Genomic DNA, 22058 nt, shown 5'->3' with positions numbered 1-22058 from the left:
TCACCTCTATGGACCCCGCTCTCGTCGCTCTCTTCGTCGGTGCAGCGCTGGCCAGCCTGTTCATGGCGTGGGTCATCGGCGCCGGCTCAAGCGGCGCAACGCCGTACGCTCCTGCCGTCGGCGCGAACGCCATCGCGACGATGCGCGCCGCGTTCCTCGTCGGCATCTTCGGTTTCGTCGGCGCCGTCACCCAGGGCGGCAACGTCTCGGAAGCCATCGGGAGCGGCCTCGTCGGCGGCATCAGCCTGCCCGTCGCCGGCGTCATCCTCGTGCTCGTGCTGGGCGCCGGCCTGATGGCGGTCGGGATCACGACCGGCTATCCGATCGCGACGGCGTTCACCGTGACCGGCGCCGTCATCGGTGTCGGCCTCGCTCTCGGTGGCACGCCGGTCTGGCCGAAGTACGGGCAGATCGCCGCCGTCTGGGTGTTGACGCCGTTCGTCGGCGGCGGCATCGCGTTCACCATCGCGAGTCTCCTCCCGCGTCCCGACGTCCCCGAACGGTACAGCATTCCCGCCCTCGCCGGCCTCGTCGGTGCAGTCCTCGTGAACGTCCGGTTCAGCTTCCTGGGCGAGGGGAGCGCACCAGGGACCCTCCGCAGTCTCGGACAGCGGGTGCTCGCAGTCGACGGGCTCGCCTGGGCAGCCAGTATTACCGGCTTCGCAGCGCTAGCCGTCGCGGTTGTCGTCTGGTGGGATGTCAGTCGCGACGAACGTGGCGGTCTGCGTCGTGTGCTGCTGGCGCTCGGGTCGCTCGTGGCGTTCTCCGCTGGGGGGAGTCAGGTCGGGCTCGCCGTCGGACCGCTGCTCCCGCTACTCGACGAGGCCGGGATGGTCTCGACGTTCGCCGTGCTCGTCGGCGGTGGCCTCGGAATGCTCGTCGGCTCGTGGACGGGCGCGCCGCGGATGATTAAGTCGCTCGCCCAGGACTACTCGTCGCTCGGGCCGCGCCGCTCCATCTCGGCGCTCGTCCCCTCGTTCCTGATCGCACAGCTGGCAGTCCTGCTCGGTGTCCCCGTCTCGTTCAACGAGATCGTCGTCAGCGCCATCATCGGGAGTGGCGCCGCTGTCGGTGGTCGGCAAGCGGTGGATGCTAGAAAAATTCTCCTGACAGTCGGGGCGTGGGCAGGGTCGTTCCTCCTCTCGTTCGCGCTCGCGTACGGCACCGCGTTCCTCCTACTGTAACCCACAAATGAACCTGCTGAACTCAAGCACCAATGACTACGACAACTGAATTCGAACAAGGGATCCGCGAACACCTCGGGCAGTTCTCGCTGCACGTCCTGCTCGTCTTCGCGACCGGCCTGACCATCGGCTCCGAACGAACCGTCGTTCCCGTGCTGGGGGAGGACGTCCTCGGCGTCGAATCGTTCCTCGTGATCGGCTCGTTCGTCGTCTCGTTCGGGATCGTGAAGTCGGTCCTCAATCTCTACGCCGGCAAGTGGGGCGAGGAGTACGGCCGCAAGCCCGTCCTCGTCGCCGGGTGGGCGACGGCGCTCCCGCTGCCGGTCATCCTCATCTTCGCCCGGAGCTGGGGCTGGATCACGGTCGGGAACGTCCTGCTGGGGATCAACCAGGCGTTGACCTGGAGCATGGCAATCAACGCGAAAATAGACTCGCAGGGCCCGAAAAGCGCGGCCTCGCGGTCGGCATCGACGAGGCCTTCGGCTACACTGGCGTCGCCGTCGGCGCTTGGATCACGGGTGTCATCGCCGGTCAGTGGAGTCTGCGGCCGGAGCCGTTCTACTTCCTCGCCGTGGTCGTCGTGCTGGCGTTCCTCATCTCCATCTTCCTGATCAAGGAAACCGTCCAGTACGCACAGGCCGAGGGTGACGACGACCATCACGACGCGAACCTCCCGTTCAATAAGGTGCTGAAGCGCGCGACGTACGGCGACCGGACGCTGTTCGCCGCCGCGCAGGCGGGCCACATCGAGAACTTCGTCGATACGCTGTTCTGGATTGCGGTCCCGCTTTATTTGGTAAGTCAGGGCCTCGGTATCGCGGCGGTCGGGGTCGTCGTCGGCGTCCACAGCGCGATGTACTTCCTCCAGATCGCGACCGGGGGGGCTCGCGGACCGCATCGGCCGCCGTCCGCCCGTCATCGCCGGGATGTTCCTCGCGGGCGCAGGCGTCCTCGGAATGGTGTTCGTCGATGGCTACCTCCCGTGGGCCGTGCTGGCTGGCGTCTCCGGTCTGGGGATGGCGCTGCTGTACCCGAACCTGATGACGGTTCCGAGCGACGCGGCCCATCCGACGTGGCGCTCGGCGGGGATGGGCGTCTACCGGATGTGGCGTGACTCCGGGTACGCTGTCGGCGCGGTCCTGATCGGACTCTCGATGGAGTTCGTGAACGTTGAAGCCGCGTTTTACCTGACCGCTGGTCTGATGTTTGTTTCCGGGGCGGTGGTGTATCTCTGGATGGAGGAGACTCATCCCGAGTTCGGTACTCATGAGCCACCCGCGCCTGCGAGGGCCGGAAGGGGAAGCGTCACTGAAGACTGAATGCTCCGTGGGCCCCATCTCGTGAAGCCCCGCGCCCTGAGAGCTAGCAAGGGCTGCCGGCGCCCGACAATATCGCAGCCCTGGTGTTGTCTCTCTCAGACTGCCCGGGGTGGCGGGACGAGAAAGACGTTTCCAGTTGCCTGTGCGACGATCTCCTCGGAGACACTCCCCAACAGGAGCCGTCGGATACGGCTTCTCCCTTTCGACCCGACAAGGACTGTCGACGGTGTTACCTCAGATTCGACGGCGAGGATTTCGTTGGCGGGATCGCCGTGTCGGACTTCGACCTGTGTCTCGATGCCCCAGTTTTCCAGCGTGCTCGTATGCTCGGCCAACTGCTCCTGTGGGCTGGCATCGGCGTCGATGACCTCGTCTTTCGGCGATCGAACGTGAACGAGCGTTACCTCCTCGGTCGCGTGACGGAGGTACGAGAAGGCGTCGAACGCTCGGTTGGCGTTCTCAGAGAAGTCCGTCGCGAAGAGAATACGCTGAAAGAGGTGTTCCCGGAGAACCTCGGGGTCGTCGGTCTCCCGCTCGACCCGGTTGACCAACAACGGAACGACAGTCGTCCGCGCGAGGTTGCGGGCCGTCGACCCGATGATCCGGTTCTGTAACGGGCTTTGTCCCCGTGAGCTGACGACCGATAGATCGGCGTGGACGGTCTCAGCGATGCCGTTGATACGTCGATAGGGGGTCCCACGGACGACGTGAGTCTCGACGTCGAACCCGGTGGCCTCGATGACCGTCCGATACTGATCGAGCGCTCGTCGACGTTGCTCTTCGAAATTCACGCCGGGCATCCCAGAGTGGACGTTCGCCGGAACGACCGTCACGAGGTGGATCGTATCGACGCCGATGCGGCCCAAGCACTCGAGGCAGGTTTCGTTCTCTATTGCGGCTTCACTTGCAGCCGACAGGTCGGTCGCGCACAGGGCTCTCATAGCGACACTTTTGTCGAGTGTCCACAACATAGTTTTGTTCGAATTTGTAGGAATAGTCGACAACGGTATCTCCGCTGAGAAGTTTCGTGAGTGGCCAGCGCCCATATGTTTCCTATAAGTTATCGATACTCTGGCCGAGGTTACCGGAATATAGTATTGTATAGTAATCCCAAAATCGTTATAGGTACGAGGCGAGTAAGGGCTACTGAGCAGAAATGTGCAAACAGCGAATTTCCGTGTTCGAAACTCAGAGGGAGAACCGATGGCAGGATTAGAGATTCCCACCTGGGATCCGGAGACAGCCTTGCTTATCGGCACGATACTACTGGAAGCGATCGTGCTGTACGTGGGCTACGGCGGCCTCGAACGGCTCTTCGGGCCCTATCTAATGAAGTTCCTCGTCGGGGGTGACGCGGATGCTCGATAGTCTCCTCGACGGCCTCGGGATCCTGGGAACCAGTCCCGAGATGCTGGCGCTGTTCGTCGGCTTCGGTCTCGTCGTCGGGGTCCTGTTCGGCTTCTTCGGCATGGGAGGGTCGTTCCTCGTCACCCCGGCCCTGCTGATGCTGGACTACGAACCGTCGGTCGCCGTCGGGAGCGGGATGGCGTTCGTGTTCGGGACGGCCGTCATCGCGACCCTGAAACACCACGACCTCGGGCAGGTCGACTACAAACTCGGCGCGATCATGATCACCGGGACGACGATCGGAATCGAGGCCGGGCGCGCCAGCGTCTACTACCTCGAGTCGCTGGGGCTCGCGGGCGGCATCATCAGCGTCGCCTACGTGGTCCTGCTCGGCGGTGTCGGCGCGATGGTGACCCGTGACGCCCTCAACAGCGACGGCGGCGGTGGAATCGATCACGAGGCAGCTGACAAGGACCTCGACGAGTACGAGATCCCAGAAATCGCCAAAACGATTCAACAGACCGTGCGGATTCCGCCGATGGTGACGCTCCGCGGTGACGTCCGCGTCTCCGCGTGGGTCATCACCGCTGTCGCCTTCGCGACCGGCCTGCTGTCCGGCTTCCTCGGCGTCGGCGGGGGCTTCATCCGGATGCCGGCGATGATCTACGCGATCGGCGTCCCGGTACCCGTCGCCGTCGGAACCGACCTGTTCGAGATCGTCTTCTCCGGCGGTCTCGGAAGTTACCTCTACGGCCAGGGCGGCGGCGTGAACCTCGGTATCGTCGTCCCGCTGCTGTTCGGGAGTGCACTCGGTGCGCGTATCGGCTCTGCTGCGACCGCCGTTGTCGACGCTGACGGCATCAAGATCTACTTCGGCGGGATGCTCCTAATCGGTGCCATCGCCGTGGGTATCGGCGAGATCGGCTCCTACGTTGGAAGCCCAACGCTCGAGCTGATAGGGCTGGTACTGGTTATCGGCGCGGCGGTCGTCGTCGCCTTCGCGATTCTGTACACGACGATTTCGTCGCTGCGGCAGAAGCGTCATCAGGGAACCACGGTTACCAACTAATCGGTTTTTCGCACCAACCCGTTACCCGGTCGGGTTAATTGATTGTTCACTCCCTGGATCTCACCAGAGTGAGGAGTAGCTGTTCACGCCTTTTCCTGTTTACTTCTCTTGGCTCACCGCGAAATTGTTCGAACTGTGCAAAAGTCTTTTAACGGGCTAGAACGTACGCAGTATTGATAACAATGCCAGATTCGATGTCTGAACAGCTCCGTCGGGACATGGAGTGTGAGGGGCTGCTGGAGTGTTTCCACGGTCTCAAAGAACTCGATAAGGAGTGCTTCCAGGCGCTCGTTGAGTCCGAAGAACCGCTGACCGTCGACGAGATTGCCGAGGCTGTTGACCGCGAACGCTCGACCGCCTACCGTGCTGTTCAGCGACTGCTCCAGACCGGTTTCATCGAGAAAGACCAGATCAACTACGACCAGGGCGGCTACTACCACGTCTACTCACCGACGGACCCCTCGAAGATAGCCGATGACATGCAACGCCTGCTCAACGACTGGTACGCGAAGATGGGCCAGCTCATCCAGGAGTTCGAAACCAAGTACGAACAGCCTGAGACCGCGGCTCCTGCAGCCGAAAGCTAAAGCTCTACTTTTCTCTATTTCTGGCTCAAAGACTCTCCCCGAGAGCTGAATTTGCGGTCTCGAGTTCCAATCGGAATTTTGGATGGCGTCTAGTATTGGGTAGAATTGTATATATCACCCAAAACTCTTAATTAGCGCTGGTACATACGTACTGGTGATGGCAACTGATACTGCATCCGACGCTGGCACCGCGTCCACGAATGAACCGCTGCACGTCGACGGCCAGTCTCAGCTCAACGACATTGTCACCGAGAACGAGGTTGTCCTCACGGACTTCTACGCCGACTGGTGTGGGCCCTGCAAGATGCTCGAACCGGTCGTCGAGACGCTTGCCGCCGAGACCGACGCGACGGTGGCGAAGGTCGACGTCGACGCCAACCAGCAGCTCGCTCAGTCCTACGGCGTCCGTGGCGTGCCGACGCTCGTCCTGTTCGCTGACGGCGAGCAGGTGGAGGAAATCGTCGGGATGCAGGGCGAAGAGCAGCTGCGCTCCTTAGTTGGGAGGTATACCGAGTAAATGACTGAGGAGATACGAGACCTAGTCATCGCAGGTTCAGGCGTTGCTGGTCTCTCAGCAGCCGTTTACGCGGCTCGAGCCGAGCTCGGACCCCTTGTGCTCGAGGGCGACGAGCCCGGCGGCCAGTTGACGCTAACGACCGACGTTGAGAACTACCTCGGGTTCCCAGACGGCGTCGGCGGGATGGAGCTGATCCAGCGCGGGAAGGAGCAGGCCGAGCAGTTCGGCGCCGAGTTCCAGCACGGCAGCATCGAGTCTGCAACACTGGACGGAGAGCCGCTGGAGCTGTCGCTCTCGACCGGTGAGACGATCCGAACCCGTGCCCTGATCGTCGCGACTGGTGCCAGCGCCCGATGGATCGGCGCCGATGGTGAGGACGAACTGATGGGGTACGGTCTCTCGACGTGTGCGACCTGTGACGGCGCGTTCCACCGCGGTGACGACGTGCTCGTCATCGGAGGTGGGGACAGCGCGATGGAAGAGGCCCTCTTCCTCGCGAAGTTCGCCGACTCCGTGACGGTCGTCCACCGCCGCGACGAGCTCCGTGCGTCGGAGATCATGGCCGACCGCGCTCGCGACAACGAGGACATCACGTTCGCCTGGAACACGGAACTCTTGGCGATCGACGGGTCTCAGGAGAACGGCGTGACTGACGCGACACTCGTCTCCCACCCGGACGGCTACCCTGCCGAAAAGTACGAAGCCGGTGAAGATGTCGAAGTCGAGGAGATCGATATCGGTGGCGTGTTCTACGCCATCGGCCATGAACCCAATACTGACTTCCTCCGGGACACGCCCGTTGACCTCGACGACAGCGGGTACGTGCAAACGTCCTCCGCCGGGGATGCGTGGGCGACGACGGCGACGGCCGCCGACGGCGTCTTCGCGGCCGGTGACGTGATGGATCGCGAGTACCAGCAGGCGGTCACCGCCGCCGGCATGGGTAGCATGGCCGCCCTGGACGCGGAGGAGTGGCTCGAATCAGCGGAAGCGGCGTCGGCCGACAGCACTGGACCGATCCCGACGGAGGCTGACGACTGATGGGATCCGCAGAGAGACGAAACGTCAATACGACGGACCCGGCCACGGTCGAGGACCAGGCGGATCGGGTCCTCGTCTCATTCCGGTCGCCGGAGACCGACCCCGACGAAGACGAGGGATGGTGGGTCGCCGACAGCGAGTGGCTGCAGGAGAACATGACGGAACGCACGTACCGCCGATACCTCTGGTGGGCCCACGCAGGACCGGTCTCGGTCGGCGACGAATGGGAGGAGTTTGTCAACTGCGGTTGTGCGAACCCCGAAGACGTGATCCTCTGCGTCGAGGCCGTCGACGGCGGAACGGCGATCGGATCGGAGACGACTATCGAAGTGATCCCCCGAAAGGCAGTCGTCGAAGGCGATGTCGAAGAGATAGAGAACGACGCCAGTTAGTGGGTTATTACGGTGCCACCAGTAACATCGGTCCTGTAAATCTCTTCTGTCTCACAGGAAGAGCGCCGGAATCGTATTCCGGAAGATGTTGAGTGAGATGACGAACAGCAACGCGACGACGAACCAGTTGAACTTCTCCTCGTCGACCTCGAGACGGCGGAGGTACGTCCCGAGTAGAAGGCCGACGATAGTGACGATCGCGATCATCGACCCCAGCCACAGTCGATAGGATGTCAACAGGTCCGTAAACAACGCCATCTGGATAATTCGAACTGTGAAAATGGCCCCGAGGACCATCGAGAGGCCACCGATGTACCGTTCAGTGTCCCGCTCGAACGTGTGGAAATATGCCGGGAGCAGTGGACCGAGGTTGGCGACGGCTAAAAGGAATCCCTCGAGGAACCCCGCGACGCTGAGTCCGAGCGGATTGTGCGTCTCTTCGACGGTGACGAAGTCCTGGACGATCTGGAAGACGACGTAGCCAAAGATCACGAGGCCGATGAGGAACGGAACGATCGGACCCGTACTAAATTCGGCGAGGAACGCGACTCCGATTACTGAGCCCACGATAGGTAGAAGGACGAGAACCCACTCCTCGCGGATGAAGGATAGACCGGTGTTGGTTTCTCCGATCTGGAACATATTGATCTCCACGGCGGAATAGCTAAGACGACGACCGCGAAGGTTGGATCGATCACGGAAGCGAATATGGGCGTCGTGATGAGTGCATAGCCGAAGCCCACCATCCCCTTGACGACGCCAGCGATAACCGCAACGAGAATGAACCCTGCCAACAGTGTAAGCGAAATGTCGGCTTGTAGGCCCTTGCTGAGATTATCGAATCCGGGGAAGAAGACGATAGAACCTGTGACGACAGCAAGCGTCGCGAAGACCATCATTACCTCGCGGTACTGGAACTCGAGAAAGTTCGAGACAAACTGTTCGACATCTACTCATGATTCTGGAGTACTCATAGATCCCACTGTTCGGCCGAATCCGAATTCAACGCTTACTGAGGCTCTGGTGAATCGCTGGACGACGGCGGCTTCGACCGTTAGAACTAGGAAGTTGAAGCGGGAAACCGTCGATGATTCATGTCTAAGATCTCCCGCTTCACGAGCCAAGTCGTTCAGTTAGCTAAAAATGCTGTTGGTGAGCGAGGCGAAGTCGCCGCCCCCGAAGGGGTGGCGGCTTCGCCGAGTATGCGGTGGTGTCGCTGCACTGTCTGCGGGTTTACCTGGAAAAATCCTACCGAGAGGCACTCGATATGCTGAGCGAGATGCCACAAATACTCGGGGAGATCGGCCTCAACGCGGCCGATCTCCCCGACCACTCCACGCTAGTCAAGTGGTTTGACAGAATCAAGACAGCACTCTGGCGAGTGCTGCTGCGCCTCTCGGCGCAGGAGCACGAGCCAAGCGGTCACGCCGCTATTGATGCGACGTTCTTCGACCGCGAAAACGCTAGCAAGCACTACTGTCGGCGGACGAATTACCGGGTTCAGACGCTCAAAGCGACTGCTCTCGTCGACACAGAAAGCCAAGCCATTCTGGACGTTCATTGCACGACTGAGAAACGCCACGACACACAGCTCGGCTGGCAGGTCGCCCTCCGCAACGCGGGCGACCTCGCCAGCCTCGCTGCCGACAAAGGCTACGATTGGATGGATTTACGCGAAAAACTCCGCGAAGAGGGCATCAGACCGCTGATCAAACATCGTGAGTTCCGGCCCATCGATCACGCGCATAACGCGCGGATCGATGGGCCTCGATACCGCCAGAGAGCGATGTGTGAGACCGTCTTCTCCACGATCAAGCGCACGCTCGGCGACACCGTGCGTGCGCGAACCTGGTACGGTGAATTTCGTGAACTCGTCTTGATGTGTGCGGTTCACAACATCAAGCAATCGCTAAAACAGTGAAATCAAGCTACGTCTGGCGATTCACCACGGCCTGTGAGACCAACACGAACGAGGCGCTGACTACACGCTCTGTATTGACCACGACCAAGCCAGAATATCTCACTTGCTGAGGATTTCAACAGAGCCGTTCGAGAATAGTCCAGCCGATCTCAAATTGTGAGTGCCCTCACGAGATAATAGGACGCTGGTTATACATCCCGAAATTAGCCTGCCGAGCCCATTCAGCTCAAAATTGATCCCGACGGTGCTATCCTGCGTTGAATACCTCATGACCGAGGGTAACGAGGTCAACGTATCTGGCTGCTACTCGTTTGATAAACTCCTCTTGTCGGAGGTCGCTCACCTCGATTCCCTCCCATGTGTCTACGACAATCCGCATAGAGTCTCGCTGGCTCACCGAAAACCCCTGTTCTCGAAAGAGATCACGGTTCTCTCGAAGCTGGTTTGCCGCGTTTGTGTTTCCGTCACCGGAGGCATCGATTGCGACTTTGATTTCCTTATCATCGTATGGATTCACTCGGAGGGCGTATCGGACCGGCGCTGGATGATCAGTGGCCTGTGACTCGAGATAGGGATAGTTTGTCGTGAGATTCCCAAGGAGTGGGTCCATACTAGGTGCACAGAGAGTATCCTTGATTTTCGGGAACGCTGTGGTAAAGACGCGTATGGTAAAAGCACGATCACCAGGGCTGGACCGTGCCGGAGTCTTTGTCCGCGTTTCATCGTAGTCAACGATTGTGGTTGCTCCGAAGAACATATCGCCAGACGGTGCCTCGAAACGCTGGACTTCGACAGCCTGGATATCGAGTCCTCGATCACGTAACCACCGAGCCGACTGGCGCGTCTGTGAGGTGATCTCCTCAGCGACGATGACTAACCGTTGTGCTTGATTCAGCTCCCAGGCATTTCTGTCCTGGTCGAAAAATTCGTTGTACGCCTCAACGAGTGAGGTGGTTTCTGCAACCGCAGCAGGGACGTTCCAGTCACCGCTGTGGTAGTGGTCGAACAGTGAATTCAATTCGTAGTAATCGTACCGGTCGAGTGCCTGAGCGTACAGCTGTGGTTGGCTGACGATACTCGCCTCCGAGGCAGACTCTGAACCAGAATCTCCGCGTTTGAGTTCGAACACGACGCTGTTTCCGAAGCGATCGAGGCCAAGCAAATCGGGAACACCAGTTGGAAGGCCTGGCTGTCGGGCAAACACGAGAATCGGTTCGTCTAGGAGTGCATCGGGCGATGCATTGAGCCAGTCTTCAAGTTCTTCTTCCCCCTCCCCTTCGCTTGCTGGTGCAATTGGAGATGAACGTAGAGGTGTTGCAGTGGATTCTGTTTGCGGTGAGTCAAACCGATACAGGCGCATTGGCACACACACTCAAACCCGTGGTATAAATACGCTGGATGCCCGATGCATGTGACAGAATATTCCAACTGGTGGTCGGGATTCCTCCGTGTTCAGGCGGAGAGGGATGTCAACCTCTCACCATTTAGAGCGTAGGGCACCTGAAGGCAGCAATCAGCTCTTCTATGTCTGGTCTTCACTGGAAACGGTGGTGTGTGATATGACGTGGTTCCGTTCAGCAAGTACAAAAAGGCGGACTAGTGTGGAGTACACCGCTTGACTCCTCCCACGTTCATCCAGATTTTCCCACAAGTCGCCCGTCGCCACACATATCGACCACACCTCAACACACGCTTTTCGCCACAAACGTCCCTCTAAATTCCCCTCTCTGAACTGTCCGGACAAACCACTCTCACAGCACCGATAGACATACTTATGCCAGCCTCCACGAAGAGAACTCTATGCCATCCAAACCCGACTATGAGTTCCCATCACGCCCATTCTCGATAGACGAAGCACTCTCACTTCGAAAGCGCGTTGGCTCCTTTGACTACACGGCACCGACAGTTGGACTCCAATCACGAGAAGCAGGACAGGCCACGAACTCCAACGCAGTCGTTGGGCTGTATGTGGGTATCGCCAACGGTGGGCACTACTTTGGATTCAACAACGAAACGAACGAGTGGGAGTCGGTGAGTACGTTTGCTTACGATGGCCAACCGACTCAGGCAGACCTCGCCGCACCACTTGAGGACCTGATGACCTGGCTTACGCGCATGTATCCGGGAGAACCGCTCGTCACGTACGGCCGGAACGACCCGGGTATGAACTGACTCCGTTCACTATTGACTCCACATGAGGATGGCGCCCTCCTCCCGATAGATGAGTGTTGACCCTCTGTCGGGGCCAAGGACACTCGGACAACAGAAAACCACACACCCACGAAGCCTACTTGCTCAGTCGTCACCCTTGTACGCACCCTCTCGTTTTCGAACACTCTCGACACGGAGCGTTGTCGACTCGTGGTGCAACCGACACCCGCGACGGTAGCCGCCAACACGTAACTTCTGGAACGGGGAGTTCGTCAGTGGTTCGAGGAATTCGCTTGGATCACGCCACTCAGAGGATACGACTTCGTCTAGCTTGTCGATGATGCGCTGTTGGCTGTCAGATGGCACCTGAGCGGACTGCTTCTCGGCTCGTGGCGAGAACTCCCAGTCCCAACCTTCCTCACTCGTCGTCGGACCCATACCGTGCTCGAATCTCGTCGCTCGAAATGCCCTCGCCTTCGTCAAACTGCGCTTCGCTGAGTTCGATATCCTTCCAGACACCCGCACCTTCCGGATGGTTCACCGCATCGCGCAGCGCGAACCGGATGAACTCACTACGGCTATTGAACCCCCGTTCGCGCCACGTCTCATCGACCACGTCGAGAAACGACCGCGCAATACGGAGATTGATCCGGTCACTCTCAGGATCAGGGTCGTTCGAATCCCCTTCTGACATACAGACGTACATCTATCGCACTCACAAAAAATGCTACCGCCACTTGTGTTCGTCACTCCTGTGTAGTCCGGTCCGACGGTCAAACAGAGAGGTACGCTAGAATGACACAACTGCGGACACAGTGGGGTGCGAGAAGAGCGATGTATCCTCGGACGTTGTCGATAGAGAGTCCACTATGTGTAGTCTTCGAGCCGTTTCTCGTCCATCTTCACCGGAAACGGTGGTGTGTCTAGAAGGCCCCGTTACTTACTACCACAGAGATTATCTGTCTCACTGTGAAACCCTGTCCCGAGACACCCGCCCTCAATGATGTCGACTTCTCTGGGCACGTCTGGGTGCAGGAACTCCCAACAGGCGCCCAGTTCCGATTCCAGGTAGCTCCCTCTGGCCTCGTGACCTTCGCCACGAATCAGCAATCCTTCGATACCATCACCGCTCTACCACCGCAGTTTCGCCGAGCAGCCGAAACAATTAACGAACGACTGGACCGCCAAGCCCTCGAAGCAGCAACGGACGATCCAAGCGACGTGACCTTCTGTGGGATTGCGACTCGAAACGAGGGTATCGAGTACGATTGGGATTCGCTCCCCCCGTTCGTCGGTGTCGACGTCTACTCTGGCCGAAAAGACCAGTTCCTCTCACCGGATTCGGCGACTGGCGTCTTCAAGCGGTTGGGAATACCAGCGTTATCTGCTATCGACAAAGAATTGAACGCTGCCCACGCTGATCTCTCCCGCTACGAAGATGAGTCGGAATTTCCACCCTCTGCGTGGCGAGATAGACACACCGCTGGCGTCTTGATTCGGGATAAATCCGGTGGACGCGGCCTCGCGTGGGCCGAAGAGTCCAGTTCCGAACCGACGAGCGAAGCCAAAGCCGCAACGGAACTGGCCAATGAATACGCCACCAAGGAGCAAATCACACAGACGATTGCGGCGTTACGCGAAGGGGATCAGTCGGTGACGGTCGACACAATCCGTGACCGCCTCGTCGCAGACGTGACACGGGAGTCGTATGCAGACCTCTTCTCAGAGGAAGAGTTTCTCACCTCACTGTCGGCGTTTCAGTCAGCCGTTGCTGAGCGTGTTCAGCAACATCAGTCCTCATCAGAATAGAGCCGGGTCAGCCTGCAATTGTTATCGCATGGGGATTGGAGAGAACAGCCACGACGTTGCTCTGTTGCGATAGTTGGGTGCAGTCAAGACAGAAGGATTTCTCGGCGATGAACGGACTTTCTGAGCCAAGCTTTCTCATGGGAGTGAGAACACTCAACCCGAAGAGGACAGAGAACGGGCGCTGTCATCTGCTTCGTAGTGAGCGTGTCCGGCCCTCGGAAAATGGCGCGTGATGAATCGGCGCACTGCGTCGAGAACACGCGAGGGGCGTCCGAACGGAGTGAGGACGACGGCTGGGGAGGGGCTGGCGTCATGAAAAAAGCCACTCTGAGGGTGCTGAAAGTTGCTCTACTAGCGAAACTGCTCTTTCACTCGGGCAACGCTCGTGCGCCCGTCCGAACACACTCCCAGCATGGGAACTCCTCAAGACACTCCTCACATTCGTCGTCTTCGTCAACCGACTGTCTCTCTTCCTGACTTGCCCGACCTGCTGCGGTCTCAACACCACCATCTGCGACCACCTGCCTGTTCGCTGCGTCTAGGATGGGTGCTCGAATTGCTACCCCAACCCGGTGCTTACACGCACCATCGAACCGTGCGTCTGCAGGACAGGTACATGTCTGTGGTAAACCCTCGTCAATTGTCACCAGATATTCGTGCTCCTCTGGGTTCGCATGACTCCCGTTTCGAACACGAACGCCCTCGGGGACGATTGTAAACTCGAAGGCTTCGTACTGGGCGCGTTTTGCCACTCGCTTCGTGAATGCTAAGCGCGAGAGTGGATGGGTCGGTTCAGCTGCCTGCGGTAAGTTTGTCTTCGACATTGGTTGTTCGGGACACATCGATGATGTGCCCCGCGCCCCTCGCGGGGCACCTACAACACAGGTGCAGCGTGTTTCCCGAGACTCTGAGCCACCCCATCATACATAAGTACGCCAGTACACTAATCACGCCAGCACACTAATTTCAGGATATGCCCCTCAGCATCGACGAGTTTGAATCTGGAGAGCTACCATCGGGACCGAGCGTCCCTGAACAGGTGATTCGGTACTTGCTCTCCAACAACGACCAGGCATTTACCCGAGCTGAGATTGCAAGCGCCATCGAAGAAGCGCCGAATACAGTCGGGACTGCCCTCTCACGACTCAAGGATCGAGACCTCGTCCGTCACAAGGGCGAATACTGGGCTATTTCCGACGACATAGAACACGTGAGGGCTGCCTATGATCTCCACACTGCAAGCGAACGATTAGACGACGACGGCGGCATTGACGCTGATGCATGGGATAACACTGCCCCTGAGACAGCCCATCCCAGCGAACGCAACGGAGCAGAGTAGCTGATGGAACCCGAGCGTGGTGATGTCGTCCGGAGTGTAGATCCGTTCAAACTCGGAACGGATAAGCAACGACCTTGGCTGATCATCAGCAACTCTGAGCACCCCTTTGATGGCGAGCAGTACGTCGCAATCGCCATTTCGACCAAAGAGTACGACGACTCAATCGCTCTCGCTCCAGATATCTGGGAAACAGGTGGTGTCCCCGTCGAGTCTTTTGTGTCTCCGTGGACGATTCATTCACCACGAACAGAGGATTTCATCGCTTGGCAAGGCCGCGTCACTGATTCATTCGTCGATCTCGTTGTTGATCGACTTGAATCATCTCGCTTTCCCCACATATCGAGAGCTTAGATGATAACTCGACCGTCACTGAAATCTTGACTGCGCTTCGGAATCTTTCTCCTGAAGAGGTTCCGTCAGGGGAGGGAGAGTCAGAACTTGAGTCGATTGAGCGCGAGAAGCGCGAAGCAGCCTTTAGAGAAGGAATCTACGAAATCTACGAATGCTGTGCTGTCTGTGGCTCCCGAATCGAAGGACCAGATGGATCACACAACCTAGAAGCCGCACATATCCTCCCGAAGAGTCAGGGTGGGCCGGACGTGTTACAAAACGGCGTTGCACTGTGCAAACGCCATCACTGGGCATTTGATAGCGGGTGGTTCCATATCACGACGGATTACGATATCGTCGTCCACGACCAATCGGAACTAGCCGGATACAACGAGATTGAAGCGTATGAGGGTGTGTCCTTGGACGTCCCTGATGCTCAGTCATTACGCCCTCATCCGACCTATCTTCGACAGCGAAAGCCATCCGAGACCTCTCAGGAATAAGGAGTCACTCTATTCTGTGCTCAGGATGAATAGTGATTCGTGACCGTCACCAGTACGATCTGATGAAAGAAATCACGATTTCTGCAATCGCAATTTCCAAAATCGAGAGTTCTATTTATGACGAGGTGGTACAGATTGCATGGACCAATTCGTTGATCGGGACGCTGAACTCGATCAACTCGCCGAGTGCTATGCGTCCGAGTCAGCCGAATTCGTCGTCATCTATGGCCGCCGTCGCCTTGGCAAAAGCGAACTCGTCCGCCAGTCCATCGCTGATCGGGACGACGCCGTCTATTACCAAGCAGTCGAGTCCACGGCACCAAACCAACGAGAGCAATTCGTCGAGACCGCTACTGCACAGTTCCCATCGCTTCGCAACGTTCGCCGTGACTGGGAGGTACTCCTCGAAACACTGGGCGAAGAGGACGCCGTCGTCGTCATCGACGAATTCCCGTTTCTCATCGAGGAGGACCAGTCGCTACCGTCTCGGATACAACGCGTTTGGGATATGAAACTACAGGAGACGGGAATGACACTCGTACTCGTCGGGTCCTCGATTAGCGTGATGGAAGAGAAGGTCCTCTCGGGAAGTGCCCCGCTGTACGGTCGCCGGACAGCGACGATTGACCTCAAACCTCTCGCCGTAGCCGACGCACAACAGTTTTTCCCGGAGTACGACCCCGAGACCACAATCACGGCGTGGTCAATCTATGGGGGTACTCCATACTACCTCCAGACTATCGATCCCAACCAACCGTTAGGAACGAACGTCCAACAGTCGATTCTATCAGAGCGCGGCCTCCTCTATTCTGAGCCCGAGTTTTTGCTCCGTACCGAACTCCGACAGCCAAATACGTACTTCAGCATTCTCCGTGCGCTTGCTCACGGGCGTCGCACCCCAAACGAGATTGCCGGCATGGCAGGCATAGAGTCGGGCTCACTCAGTACGTACCTCCAGAAGCTTCGCCGGCTTCGTCTCGTCGAACGCCACATCCCCGTAACGGAATCACCGACAACCTCGAAGCGTGGTCGGTATCGCATTGGAGCACCACTGTTCCGATTCTGGTTCCGATTCGTCTATGGGAACCAAGATCAGCTCCGTATACTCGGTGATGACGCCTACGAAGAACTCGTGGCACCGGAACTGGCTGATTACGTGAGTCCCCTGTTCGAACGCCTCTGTCAGCAAGCGCTCCCAGCGCTCATTGACCGACAGTTCCAGGACGTCGGGCAGTGGTGGTTCAAAGAGCATGAATTGGATGTCCTCGGTCTCACAGACGAGGGACTCGTTGCTGGGGAGTGTAAATTCACCTCGAAACCGGTAAGCGAAGGGATCCTTGCCAACCTCGAACGAACAGCATCGAACGTACGGTGGTCAAAGGAGCCAGCAGACGGGACGACGCTGTATGTCTTATTCAGTCGCTCGGGGTACACTGAGGATCTTACAGACGTTGCTGACGGTCGCGATGACGTTCGTCTCGTTGAGTTGTCCGAGCTACTCACCACCGATAGCAGCTCCTGAACGGTAGCTAGACTGGTACTGATTGGTCTTCGGAAAGTGGCGCGCGATGAATCGGCGCACTGCGCCGAGAACGCGTGAGGGGCGTCCGAACGCAGTGAGGACGACGGCTGGGGAGGGGCTGGCGTTATATTATAAAAAAGTCACTCTGAGGACTCTGAACAGTGCTGTATTCGCGACTGGTTTTCATTCGGGCAACGCCCGCACTCCTGTCCGAACACACTCCCAGCACGGAAACTCCTCAAGACACGTCTCACACCCGTCGTCTTCGTCGACCGACTCCCCTTGCTGGTGATTCGCCCGACCCGCTGATGTCTCAACACCACCATCCGCGACCACCTGCCTGTTTGCCGCGTCTAGGATTGGCGCTCTGATCACCACCGCTACCCGGTGTTTACACGCCCCATCGAACCGTGCGTCCGCAGGACAGGTACACGTTGCTGGAATTCCGCCTGCAACACGCACGAGATACTCGTGCTCCTCGGGGTTCGCATGACTCCCGTTGCGAACACGAACGCCCTCGGGGACGATTGTGAACTCGAAGGCTTCGTACTGGGCACGCTTTGCCACTCGCTTCGTGAATGCTAAGCGCGAGAGTGGATGGGTCGGTTCAGCTGCCTGTGGTAGGTTTCTCTTCGACATTGATTGGTCGGGACACATCGATGATGTGCCCCGCGCCCCTCGCGGGGCACCCTACAAACCCACTGATGGCGGAATGCTCTCCCGTGCTATCACTCGGCTTATCTCTCCACTTCACTATCCTCCTGTGGTCTCACCGCAAGCACTTCGCCAGTACGAAGACTTGGGGATAGTTCGTTGGCACCGCATTCATGAACTCTTAGAACTAACAACGAAATTGCTACTCACGCTCCGATACAACAGATACTCTCTTTCAAAAGAGCCCCCATCAAGGTTCGTATCGAGAGTAACGAATACTTTTATTTACGCGGTCCGAACGCTGCTAGTAAGAGTACTGCCCATGAGCATTGAGATCTCCCTCTCTCCAAAGGATAACGGTGACTGGCTTGCCAGCGCTGTTAATGGCGAGTCTGTCGATATTTGGAAGCAAATGGCAGACGCAGAGCGAAAGCGTCGGGCAAAGGGTGCACACGTGGAAGCACTGGCAGACCAGCTAGCCACCACAGACATGGGCAAAGACGTGGCTGAAAGAGTAGCCAAGACGTTCATCGAATATCTTGATGAGACGGAGTATCGCGAGATTCGTCGGGCTGCACTCACAGATGATAGTGACGGAGATTATCTTGACCGGCTCACCACACAATTCGTCCAACGGCTTCGTGAGTACCTGCATGCAACACAGCAGGCCCGAAACTCGAGACAAGTAGTTGCATCATCCGTCTTTAGTTAGTCGAGAAACCGCGTGACAGCGACGGCTTATCGAGGCTTCTTTTCGAGAGGAATGAGGAGGCAACGGCTGTGCACACCAAAGCCTCCTCATCGAGAATCATGCGTCGGCTCACTACACTGTTTCCCTCCGAGTTCCTCGAAGAGCACGCCGAGGAACTCGGCGTAGTCGAACGAAACAGAAAGGCGCAGATGCCCGCCCTCGTGTGGTCATTCGTGTTCGGCTTCGCCGCAGGCGAGAGCCGAACACTTGCTGGCTTCCGGCGTAGCTACAACGCCACTGCCGATGAGACGCTCTCTCCCGGCGGATTCCATCAGCGGTTGACGCCAGCTTTTGCGGAGTACCTCCGCGACCTCGTCGAGCACGGCATCGACGAGGTCGCTGTTCCTGACGCTGTTGACATCGATATCGACCGATTCAAAGACGTGATGATCGCCGATGGAACCGTGCTGCGGTTGCATCGGCTTCTCTCAGATGAGTTCGAACCACGGCGAGGGGAGCAGGGTGGAGCGCGGCTCCACCTGCTCCACAACGTCACCGACCAGACAATTAATCGGTTCAGCGTCACTGACGAGAAAACACACGACAGCACCGAGTTTTCCACAGGATCGTGGCTGGAAGACCGGTTGGTGCTGTTCGATCAGGCATACTTCAAGTACCGCCGCTTTGCGCTGATTGACGAGAACGACGGCTACTTCGTGAGTCGGCTGAAACCGAACGCAAACCCGGAGATAACGGCGGAATTGCGGGAATGGCGTGGCGACGCCATTCCCTTGGAAGGGGAGAAGATCCAGAATGTCGTAGACGATCTCTACCGCGAGTACATTGATGTCGAGGTCGAAGCGACGTTTCAGCGACGCGAGTACGCGGGCACGCAATCATACGATAGCAAGACATTCCGTGTCGTCGGCGTCCGTGACGAGGACGCCGACGACTACCATCTCTACATTACGAATCTCCCGAGAGAGGAGTTTCTGCCGGCAGATCTAGCGACGATCTATCGCTGTCGGTGGGAGGTAGAACTGCTGTTTCGTGAGCTGAAGACGCAATATGAACTGGATGAGTTCGACACAAGCAAGACGTATATCGTGGAAATTCTGCTGTACGCGGCGTTGCTGTCGCTGTTAGTGAGCCGTGATCTGTTGGATCTGGTTACCGAGCAAGCCGACGACGAGATCGTGTTTCCGCCGGAACGCTGGGCGGCGACCTTCCGGTCGCACGCCCAGGTTATCCTCCATGAACTCGGTGAGTTTCTCGGCTACTCACCACCGCCACTGCTGGAGCGACTGATCGAAGATGCCCAGAAGATCCATCAGCAACGACCGATCTTACAAGAGACGCTCGCTACCGCTACGCAACCGAGGTGTGAGGCCTAACTAAAGACCAATGGTAGTTGCATATACTCAAGGGGCTGCCGATACAATTAGCGGCTGTGAGCCAGCACGTGCACCTGTTGCAGCGTACGCCCACACGCACCCGGCGGGTCTGTCTCCGCAGAAACCGGTTGTAGAAATCACCGACCAGGCTGAACACCAGACTGCCGACTACTCAACTGACGCCCCCGATACGGTACCATTCGAACGGTAACGGCTCTTTATCCCGTTCCTGCGTTGGTATCCCGATACCTCGGTAAACTAGTCCCCAAATTTATATTCTGAAGTGGTGATACTGGCAGTATGACCGGTATCCGGGACCACACTCCCTTCTTGTACTTCTCTGTCGCATCTACTCAAATAAGGGAGAGTTAGTCATGCAAGCCACACGATATCAGGTACTAGCAGTTGATCTTGAACTCAATGACCCCCATCTCAGTGATATTGAGGACGGTGCTATTGGAGCTGAGCTTACCCCTGGGAGCGAACCAACATTTAACGAAGAATTAGGAGCACTTGTGGGCACAGCTACACTCGATATTGATCTCTACGCCGACGATGAGAGTGATAGAGCACCAGCGGAGATGGTTGGTGATTCGGACCTACAGCTTGGTGACATCGCTGTTGATTTCCGTATTATCCTTCCCGAAGATCGGGACTCTATCGAAGAACATCTCGAAACGTGGCAAGAAGACGGCTACCACGAGCTGGATAGTGATTTCCGATTCCATCTTGAGAGCGGCATCGGGACCGAGATAATGAATCCGCTCTCGGACTTAATCGATGATTCGTTTCGAGGATTGCTCCCCTATACACGGTTCACTCCAGAAGCCGATGCAGAGGACGTAGAGTCGGGATCTCCTGACAATTCAGAGTGACTTATACAAAACACAGGAGAAAACCCACGGCTTTAGCCGTGAGATGAATCCGTCACTGCTGAATCAAACCACCCTCCTGTAGCAGGCTGACTTCCCAGAGTATAAGAAACACTAGTGTCAAATATAAGATATGGAAGTACGGCGTACCGTCCCCGTTGTGCTCGACGTGGACAGCGACGACGCCGTACTCCTCGAAGACACCGTAGATACCTTCCTGTGGTGCGCTCAGTACGTCGTAGACCACGCTTTCGAAGGCGAGTACGTCACCACCAGCAAAACCACGCTGGATGAGGAAACCTACGACGATGTACGCGAAGCCACAGACGGCTTCAACGGTGGCCTCGTACAGGCCGCCCGCAACAAGGCCGCCGAAGCCTGCAAAAGCGTCGTCGCCCGCTGGAAGAACGGGAAGAAGGCGTCAAAGCCACGCTTCACTAGCCCGCACGTCGTCTACGACCACCGCACCGCCACGTTCCACGACGACTACGTATCTCTCGCCACCACGGACGGTCGCATCGAAGCTGACTGCGTCCTGCCCAACGAGGACAGTGATACACCACACTCGAAATACCTGTTTTCCGACGAGTACGAAACGACGGGTGCGGAACTGCACTACCACGGCGGCGACTGGATGCTTTACATCCACTGCAAGAAGGACGTAGAGACTGACACGTCGGAACAGGCAGCCACCGAGAACGGAACTGTTCTCGGGGTTGACCTCGGCGTGAACAACCTCGCCGTCACCTCGACGGGGACGTTCTGGACGGGCGAGGAGTTCGACCACTGGCGCCGAGAATACGAGAAACGCCGTGGCGACCTCCAGCAGTGCGGGACACGGTGGGCGCACGAGACCATCCAGTCTGTCGGTCGGAAAGAGGAAGGGCGGTTTAAATTGATGCTGCATCGTATCAGCAATGAACTCGTCGCGGAGGCGCGTGAGAACGGGTGTCGGGTCATCGCGTTCGAGGACTTGACCGACATTCGTGAACGGACTGGCGCGTCGTGGGGACACAAGTGGGCGTTTGAGCGCCTGTACGAATACGTCGAGTACAAAGCCGAAGAATACGGCATTGTGGTCGAGGAGGTTGCCCCTGAGAACACGTCACGGCGTTGCTCGCACTGCGGGTTCACGCACCCGAACAACCGCGACGGTGAGCACTTCAGGTGTCAGAAGTGTGGGTACGAGAATGACGCGGACTACAACGCCGCGAAGAACATCGGGTTACGGTATCTCCGTCGGAACCAAACTGGGTCTGGCGGAGGCGCACCCTTGGGCGTGCGCTTAAACAGCGGGACGCTGAACGTGAACGGAGGCTATTCTCCTGCCTCGTCAGAGGCCAGAACGGGAGTCCACGCTGAATCCCACCGCTTTAGCGGTGGGTAGCTCAATCGAAGATATAGACGACAATACCC

23 protein-coding genes and 3 pseudogenes are annotated in these 22058 nt (G+C 57.9%); 19 read left to right on the top strand and 7 right to left on the bottom strand.

Translation table 11 applies throughout. From position 1 onward, the window contains the following. The first annotated feature begins 8 nt into the window (after positions 1 to 8). Together P1L40_RS08300 and P1L40_RS23515 are read left to right on the top strand one after the other, a co-directional pair. The gene (locus P1L40_RS08300) at positions 9 to 1184 is read left to right on the top strand and encodes an inorganic phosphate transporter (protein ID WP_284010852.1); all 1176 of its coding nucleotides are present in this window, start codon (positions 9 to 11) and stop codon (positions 1182 to 1184) included. Between the two features lie 32 nt (positions 1185 to 1216). Next, a pseudogene (locus tag P1L40_RS23515) lies at positions 1217 to 2503 on the top strand (MFS transporter). 95 nt (positions 2504 to 2598) lie between these two features. On the opposite strand, the gene P1L40_RS08285 reads toward P1L40_RS23515, so the two are convergent. Beyond that, positions 2599 to 3444 (bottom strand): universal stress protein, encoded by an 846-nt coding sequence (locus P1L40_RS08285; protein WP_284010850.1) that lies wholly within the window; start codon positions 3442 to 3444, stop codon positions 2599 to 2601. 262 nt (positions 3445 to 3706) lie between these two features. Here P1L40_RS08285 and P1L40_RS08280 point away from each other — a divergent pair, with 262 nt between their 5' ends. From P1L40_RS08280 to P1L40_RS08255, 6 genes are all read left to right on the top strand, one after another. Next, a complete protein-coding gene (locus P1L40_RS08280) occupies positions 3707 to 3871 on the top strand; it encodes a DUF7512 family protein (protein WP_284010849.1) in 165 nt (54 codons plus the stop codon). After that, positions 3861 to 4919 (top strand): sulfite exporter TauE/SafE family protein, encoded by a 1059-nt coding sequence (locus P1L40_RS08275; RefSeq protein ID WP_284010848.1) that lies wholly within the window; start codon positions 3861 to 3863, stop codon positions 4917 to 4919. Before P1L40_RS08280 ends, P1L40_RS08275 begins: the two co-directional genes overlap by 11 nt. A gap of 182 nt (positions 4920 to 5101) precedes the next feature. Then, positions 5102 to 5506, top strand: a complete 405-nt coding sequence (locus tag P1L40_RS08270; protein ID WP_284010847.1) for a helix-turn-helix domain-containing protein — start codon at positions 5102 to 5104, stop codon at positions 5504 to 5506. Positions 5507 to 5663: 157 nt separating this feature from the next. Next, positions 5664 to 6023: a thioredoxin gene (gene trxA, locus P1L40_RS08265; protein WP_284010846.1), complete on the top strand. Its 360-nt coding sequence runs from the start codon at positions 5664 to 5666 to the stop codon at positions 6021 to 6023. Beyond that, positions 6024 to 7064: an NAD(P)/FAD-dependent oxidoreductase gene (locus P1L40_RS08260; protein ID WP_284010845.1), complete on the top strand. Its 1041-nt coding sequence runs from the start codon at positions 6024 to 6026 to the stop codon at positions 7062 to 7064. Further along, positions 7064 to 7456, top strand: a complete 393-nt coding sequence (locus P1L40_RS08255; RefSeq protein WP_284010844.1) for a DUF7968 family protein — start codon at positions 7064 to 7066, stop codon at positions 7454 to 7456. Before P1L40_RS08260 ends, P1L40_RS08255 begins: the two co-directional genes overlap by 1 nt. A 51-nt stretch (positions 7457 to 7507) precedes the next feature. On the opposite strand, the pseudogene P1L40_RS23510 reads toward P1L40_RS08255, so the two are convergent. Next, positions 7508 to 8430 (bottom strand): annotated as a pseudogene (locus P1L40_RS23510) (sulfite exporter TauE/SafE family protein). A 120-nt stretch (positions 8431 to 8550) separates the two neighbouring features. Between P1L40_RS23510 and P1L40_RS08245 the strand changes: the two are divergent. Next, positions 8551 to 9377 (top strand): annotated as a pseudogene (locus P1L40_RS08245) (IS5 family transposase). 247 nt (positions 9378 to 9624) lie between these two features. Here the strand turns inward: P1L40_RS08245 and P1L40_RS08240 are convergent. After that, positions 9625 to 10737, bottom strand: a complete 1113-nt coding sequence (locus tag P1L40_RS08240) for a hypothetical protein (RefSeq protein WP_284010843.1) — start codon at positions 10735 to 10737, stop codon at positions 9625 to 9627. Between the two features lie 440 nt (positions 10738 to 11177). Here P1L40_RS08240 and P1L40_RS08235 point away from each other — a divergent pair, with 440 nt between their 5' ends. Then, on the top strand, positions 11178 to 11549 hold the full coding sequence (locus tag P1L40_RS08235) for a hypothetical protein (RefSeq protein ID WP_284010841.1): 372 nt from the start codon (positions 11178 to 11180) through the stop codon (positions 11547 to 11549). Between the two features lie 123 nt (positions 11550 to 11672). Here the strand turns inward: P1L40_RS08235 and P1L40_RS08230 are convergent, their stop codons facing one another. Both P1L40_RS08230 and P1L40_RS08225 read right to left on the bottom strand, forming a co-directional pair. Beyond that, a complete protein-coding gene (locus tag P1L40_RS08230) occupies positions 11673 to 11966 on the bottom strand; it encodes a type II toxin-antitoxin system RelE family toxin (RefSeq protein WP_284010840.1) in 294 nt (97 codons plus the stop codon). After that, positions 11947 to 12222: a ribbon-helix-helix domain-containing protein gene (locus P1L40_RS08225; protein WP_379775839.1), complete on the bottom strand. Its 276-nt coding sequence runs from the start codon at positions 12220 to 12222 to the stop codon at positions 11947 to 11949. Before P1L40_RS08225 ends, P1L40_RS08230 begins: the two co-directional genes overlap by 20 nt. Positions 12223 to 12497: 275 nt before the next feature. Between P1L40_RS08225 and P1L40_RS08220 the strand changes: the two genes are divergently transcribed. Further along, positions 12498 to 13337, top strand: coding sequence for a hypothetical protein (locus tag P1L40_RS08220; RefSeq protein WP_284010838.1), 840 nt, complete (start codon positions 12498 to 12500; stop codon positions 13335 to 13337). Between the two features lie 368 nt (positions 13338 to 13705). Here P1L40_RS08220 and P1L40_RS08215 read toward each other — a convergent pair whose 3' ends face one another. After that, positions 13706 to 14161 (bottom strand): SWIM zinc finger family protein, encoded by a 456-nt coding sequence (locus P1L40_RS08215; RefSeq protein ID WP_284010837.1) that lies wholly within the window; start codon positions 14159 to 14161, stop codon positions 13706 to 13708. 149 nt (positions 14162 to 14310) lie between these two features. On the opposite strand from P1L40_RS08215, the gene P1L40_RS08210 reads away from it, so the two are divergent. The 4 genes from P1L40_RS08210 (at position 14311) to P1L40_RS08200 (ending at position 17031) form a co-directional block, all read left to right on the top strand. Beyond that, positions 14311 to 14676, top strand: a complete 366-nt coding sequence (locus tag P1L40_RS08210; protein ID WP_284010836.1) for a cyclic nucleotide-binding domain-containing protein — start codon at positions 14311 to 14313, stop codon at positions 14674 to 14676. Between the two features lie 3 nt (positions 14677 to 14679). Continuing rightward, on the top strand, positions 14680 to 15027 hold the full coding sequence (locus P1L40_RS08205) for a hypothetical protein (protein ID WP_284010835.1): 348 nt from the start codon (positions 14680 to 14682) through the stop codon (positions 15025 to 15027). A 26-nt stretch (positions 15028 to 15053) separates the two neighbouring features. Beyond that, positions 15054 to 15509: an HNH endonuclease gene (locus P1L40_RS23505; protein ID WP_419181196.1), complete on the top strand. Its 456-nt coding sequence runs from the start codon at positions 15054 to 15056 to the stop codon at positions 15507 to 15509. A 139-nt stretch (positions 15510 to 15648) separates the two neighbouring features. Beyond that, positions 15649 to 17031 (top strand): ATP-binding protein, encoded by a 1383-nt coding sequence (locus P1L40_RS08200; protein ID WP_284010834.1) that lies wholly within the window; start codon positions 15649 to 15651, stop codon positions 17029 to 17031. Positions 17032 to 17214: 183 nt separating this feature from the next. Here the strand turns inward: P1L40_RS08200 and P1L40_RS08195 are convergent, their stop codons facing one another. Then, positions 17215 to 17670 (bottom strand): SWIM zinc finger family protein, encoded by a 456-nt coding sequence (locus P1L40_RS08195; protein WP_284010833.1) that lies wholly within the window; start codon positions 17668 to 17670, stop codon positions 17215 to 17217. 337 nt (positions 17671 to 18007) lie between these two features. On the opposite strand from P1L40_RS08195, the gene P1L40_RS08190 reads away from it, so the two are divergent. From P1L40_RS08190 to P1L40_RS08175, 4 genes are all read left to right on the top strand, one after another. Then, complete coding sequence (locus P1L40_RS08190) at positions 18008 to 18397, top strand: hypothetical protein (protein ID WP_284010832.1); 390 nt, start codon at positions 18008 to 18010, stop codon at positions 18395 to 18397. A 98-nt stretch (positions 18398 to 18495) separates the two neighbouring features. After that, positions 18496 to 19770, top strand: a complete 1275-nt coding sequence (locus P1L40_RS08185; RefSeq protein ID WP_284011051.1) for an IS4 family transposase — start codon at positions 18496 to 18498, stop codon at positions 19768 to 19770. Positions 19771 to 20144: 374 nt separating this feature from the next. Further along, positions 20145 to 20645, top strand: a complete 501-nt coding sequence (locus tag P1L40_RS08180; RefSeq protein WP_284010831.1) for a hypothetical protein — start codon at positions 20145 to 20147, stop codon at positions 20643 to 20645. A 130-nt stretch (positions 20646 to 20775) separates the two neighbouring features. After that, complete coding sequence (locus P1L40_RS08175; protein ID WP_284010830.1) at positions 20776 to 22029, top strand: RNA-guided endonuclease InsQ/TnpB family protein; 1254 nt, start codon at positions 20776 to 20778, stop codon at positions 22027 to 22029. Positions 22030 to 22058 lie beyond the last annotated feature (29 nt).

Source organism: Haloarcula pelagica, from assembly GCF_030127105.1.
Lineage (GTDB): Archaea > Halobacteriota > Halobacteria > Halobacteriales > Haloarculaceae > Haloarcula > Haloarcula pelagica.
This window is presented reverse-complemented; position numbering and strand designations above follow the sequence as displayed.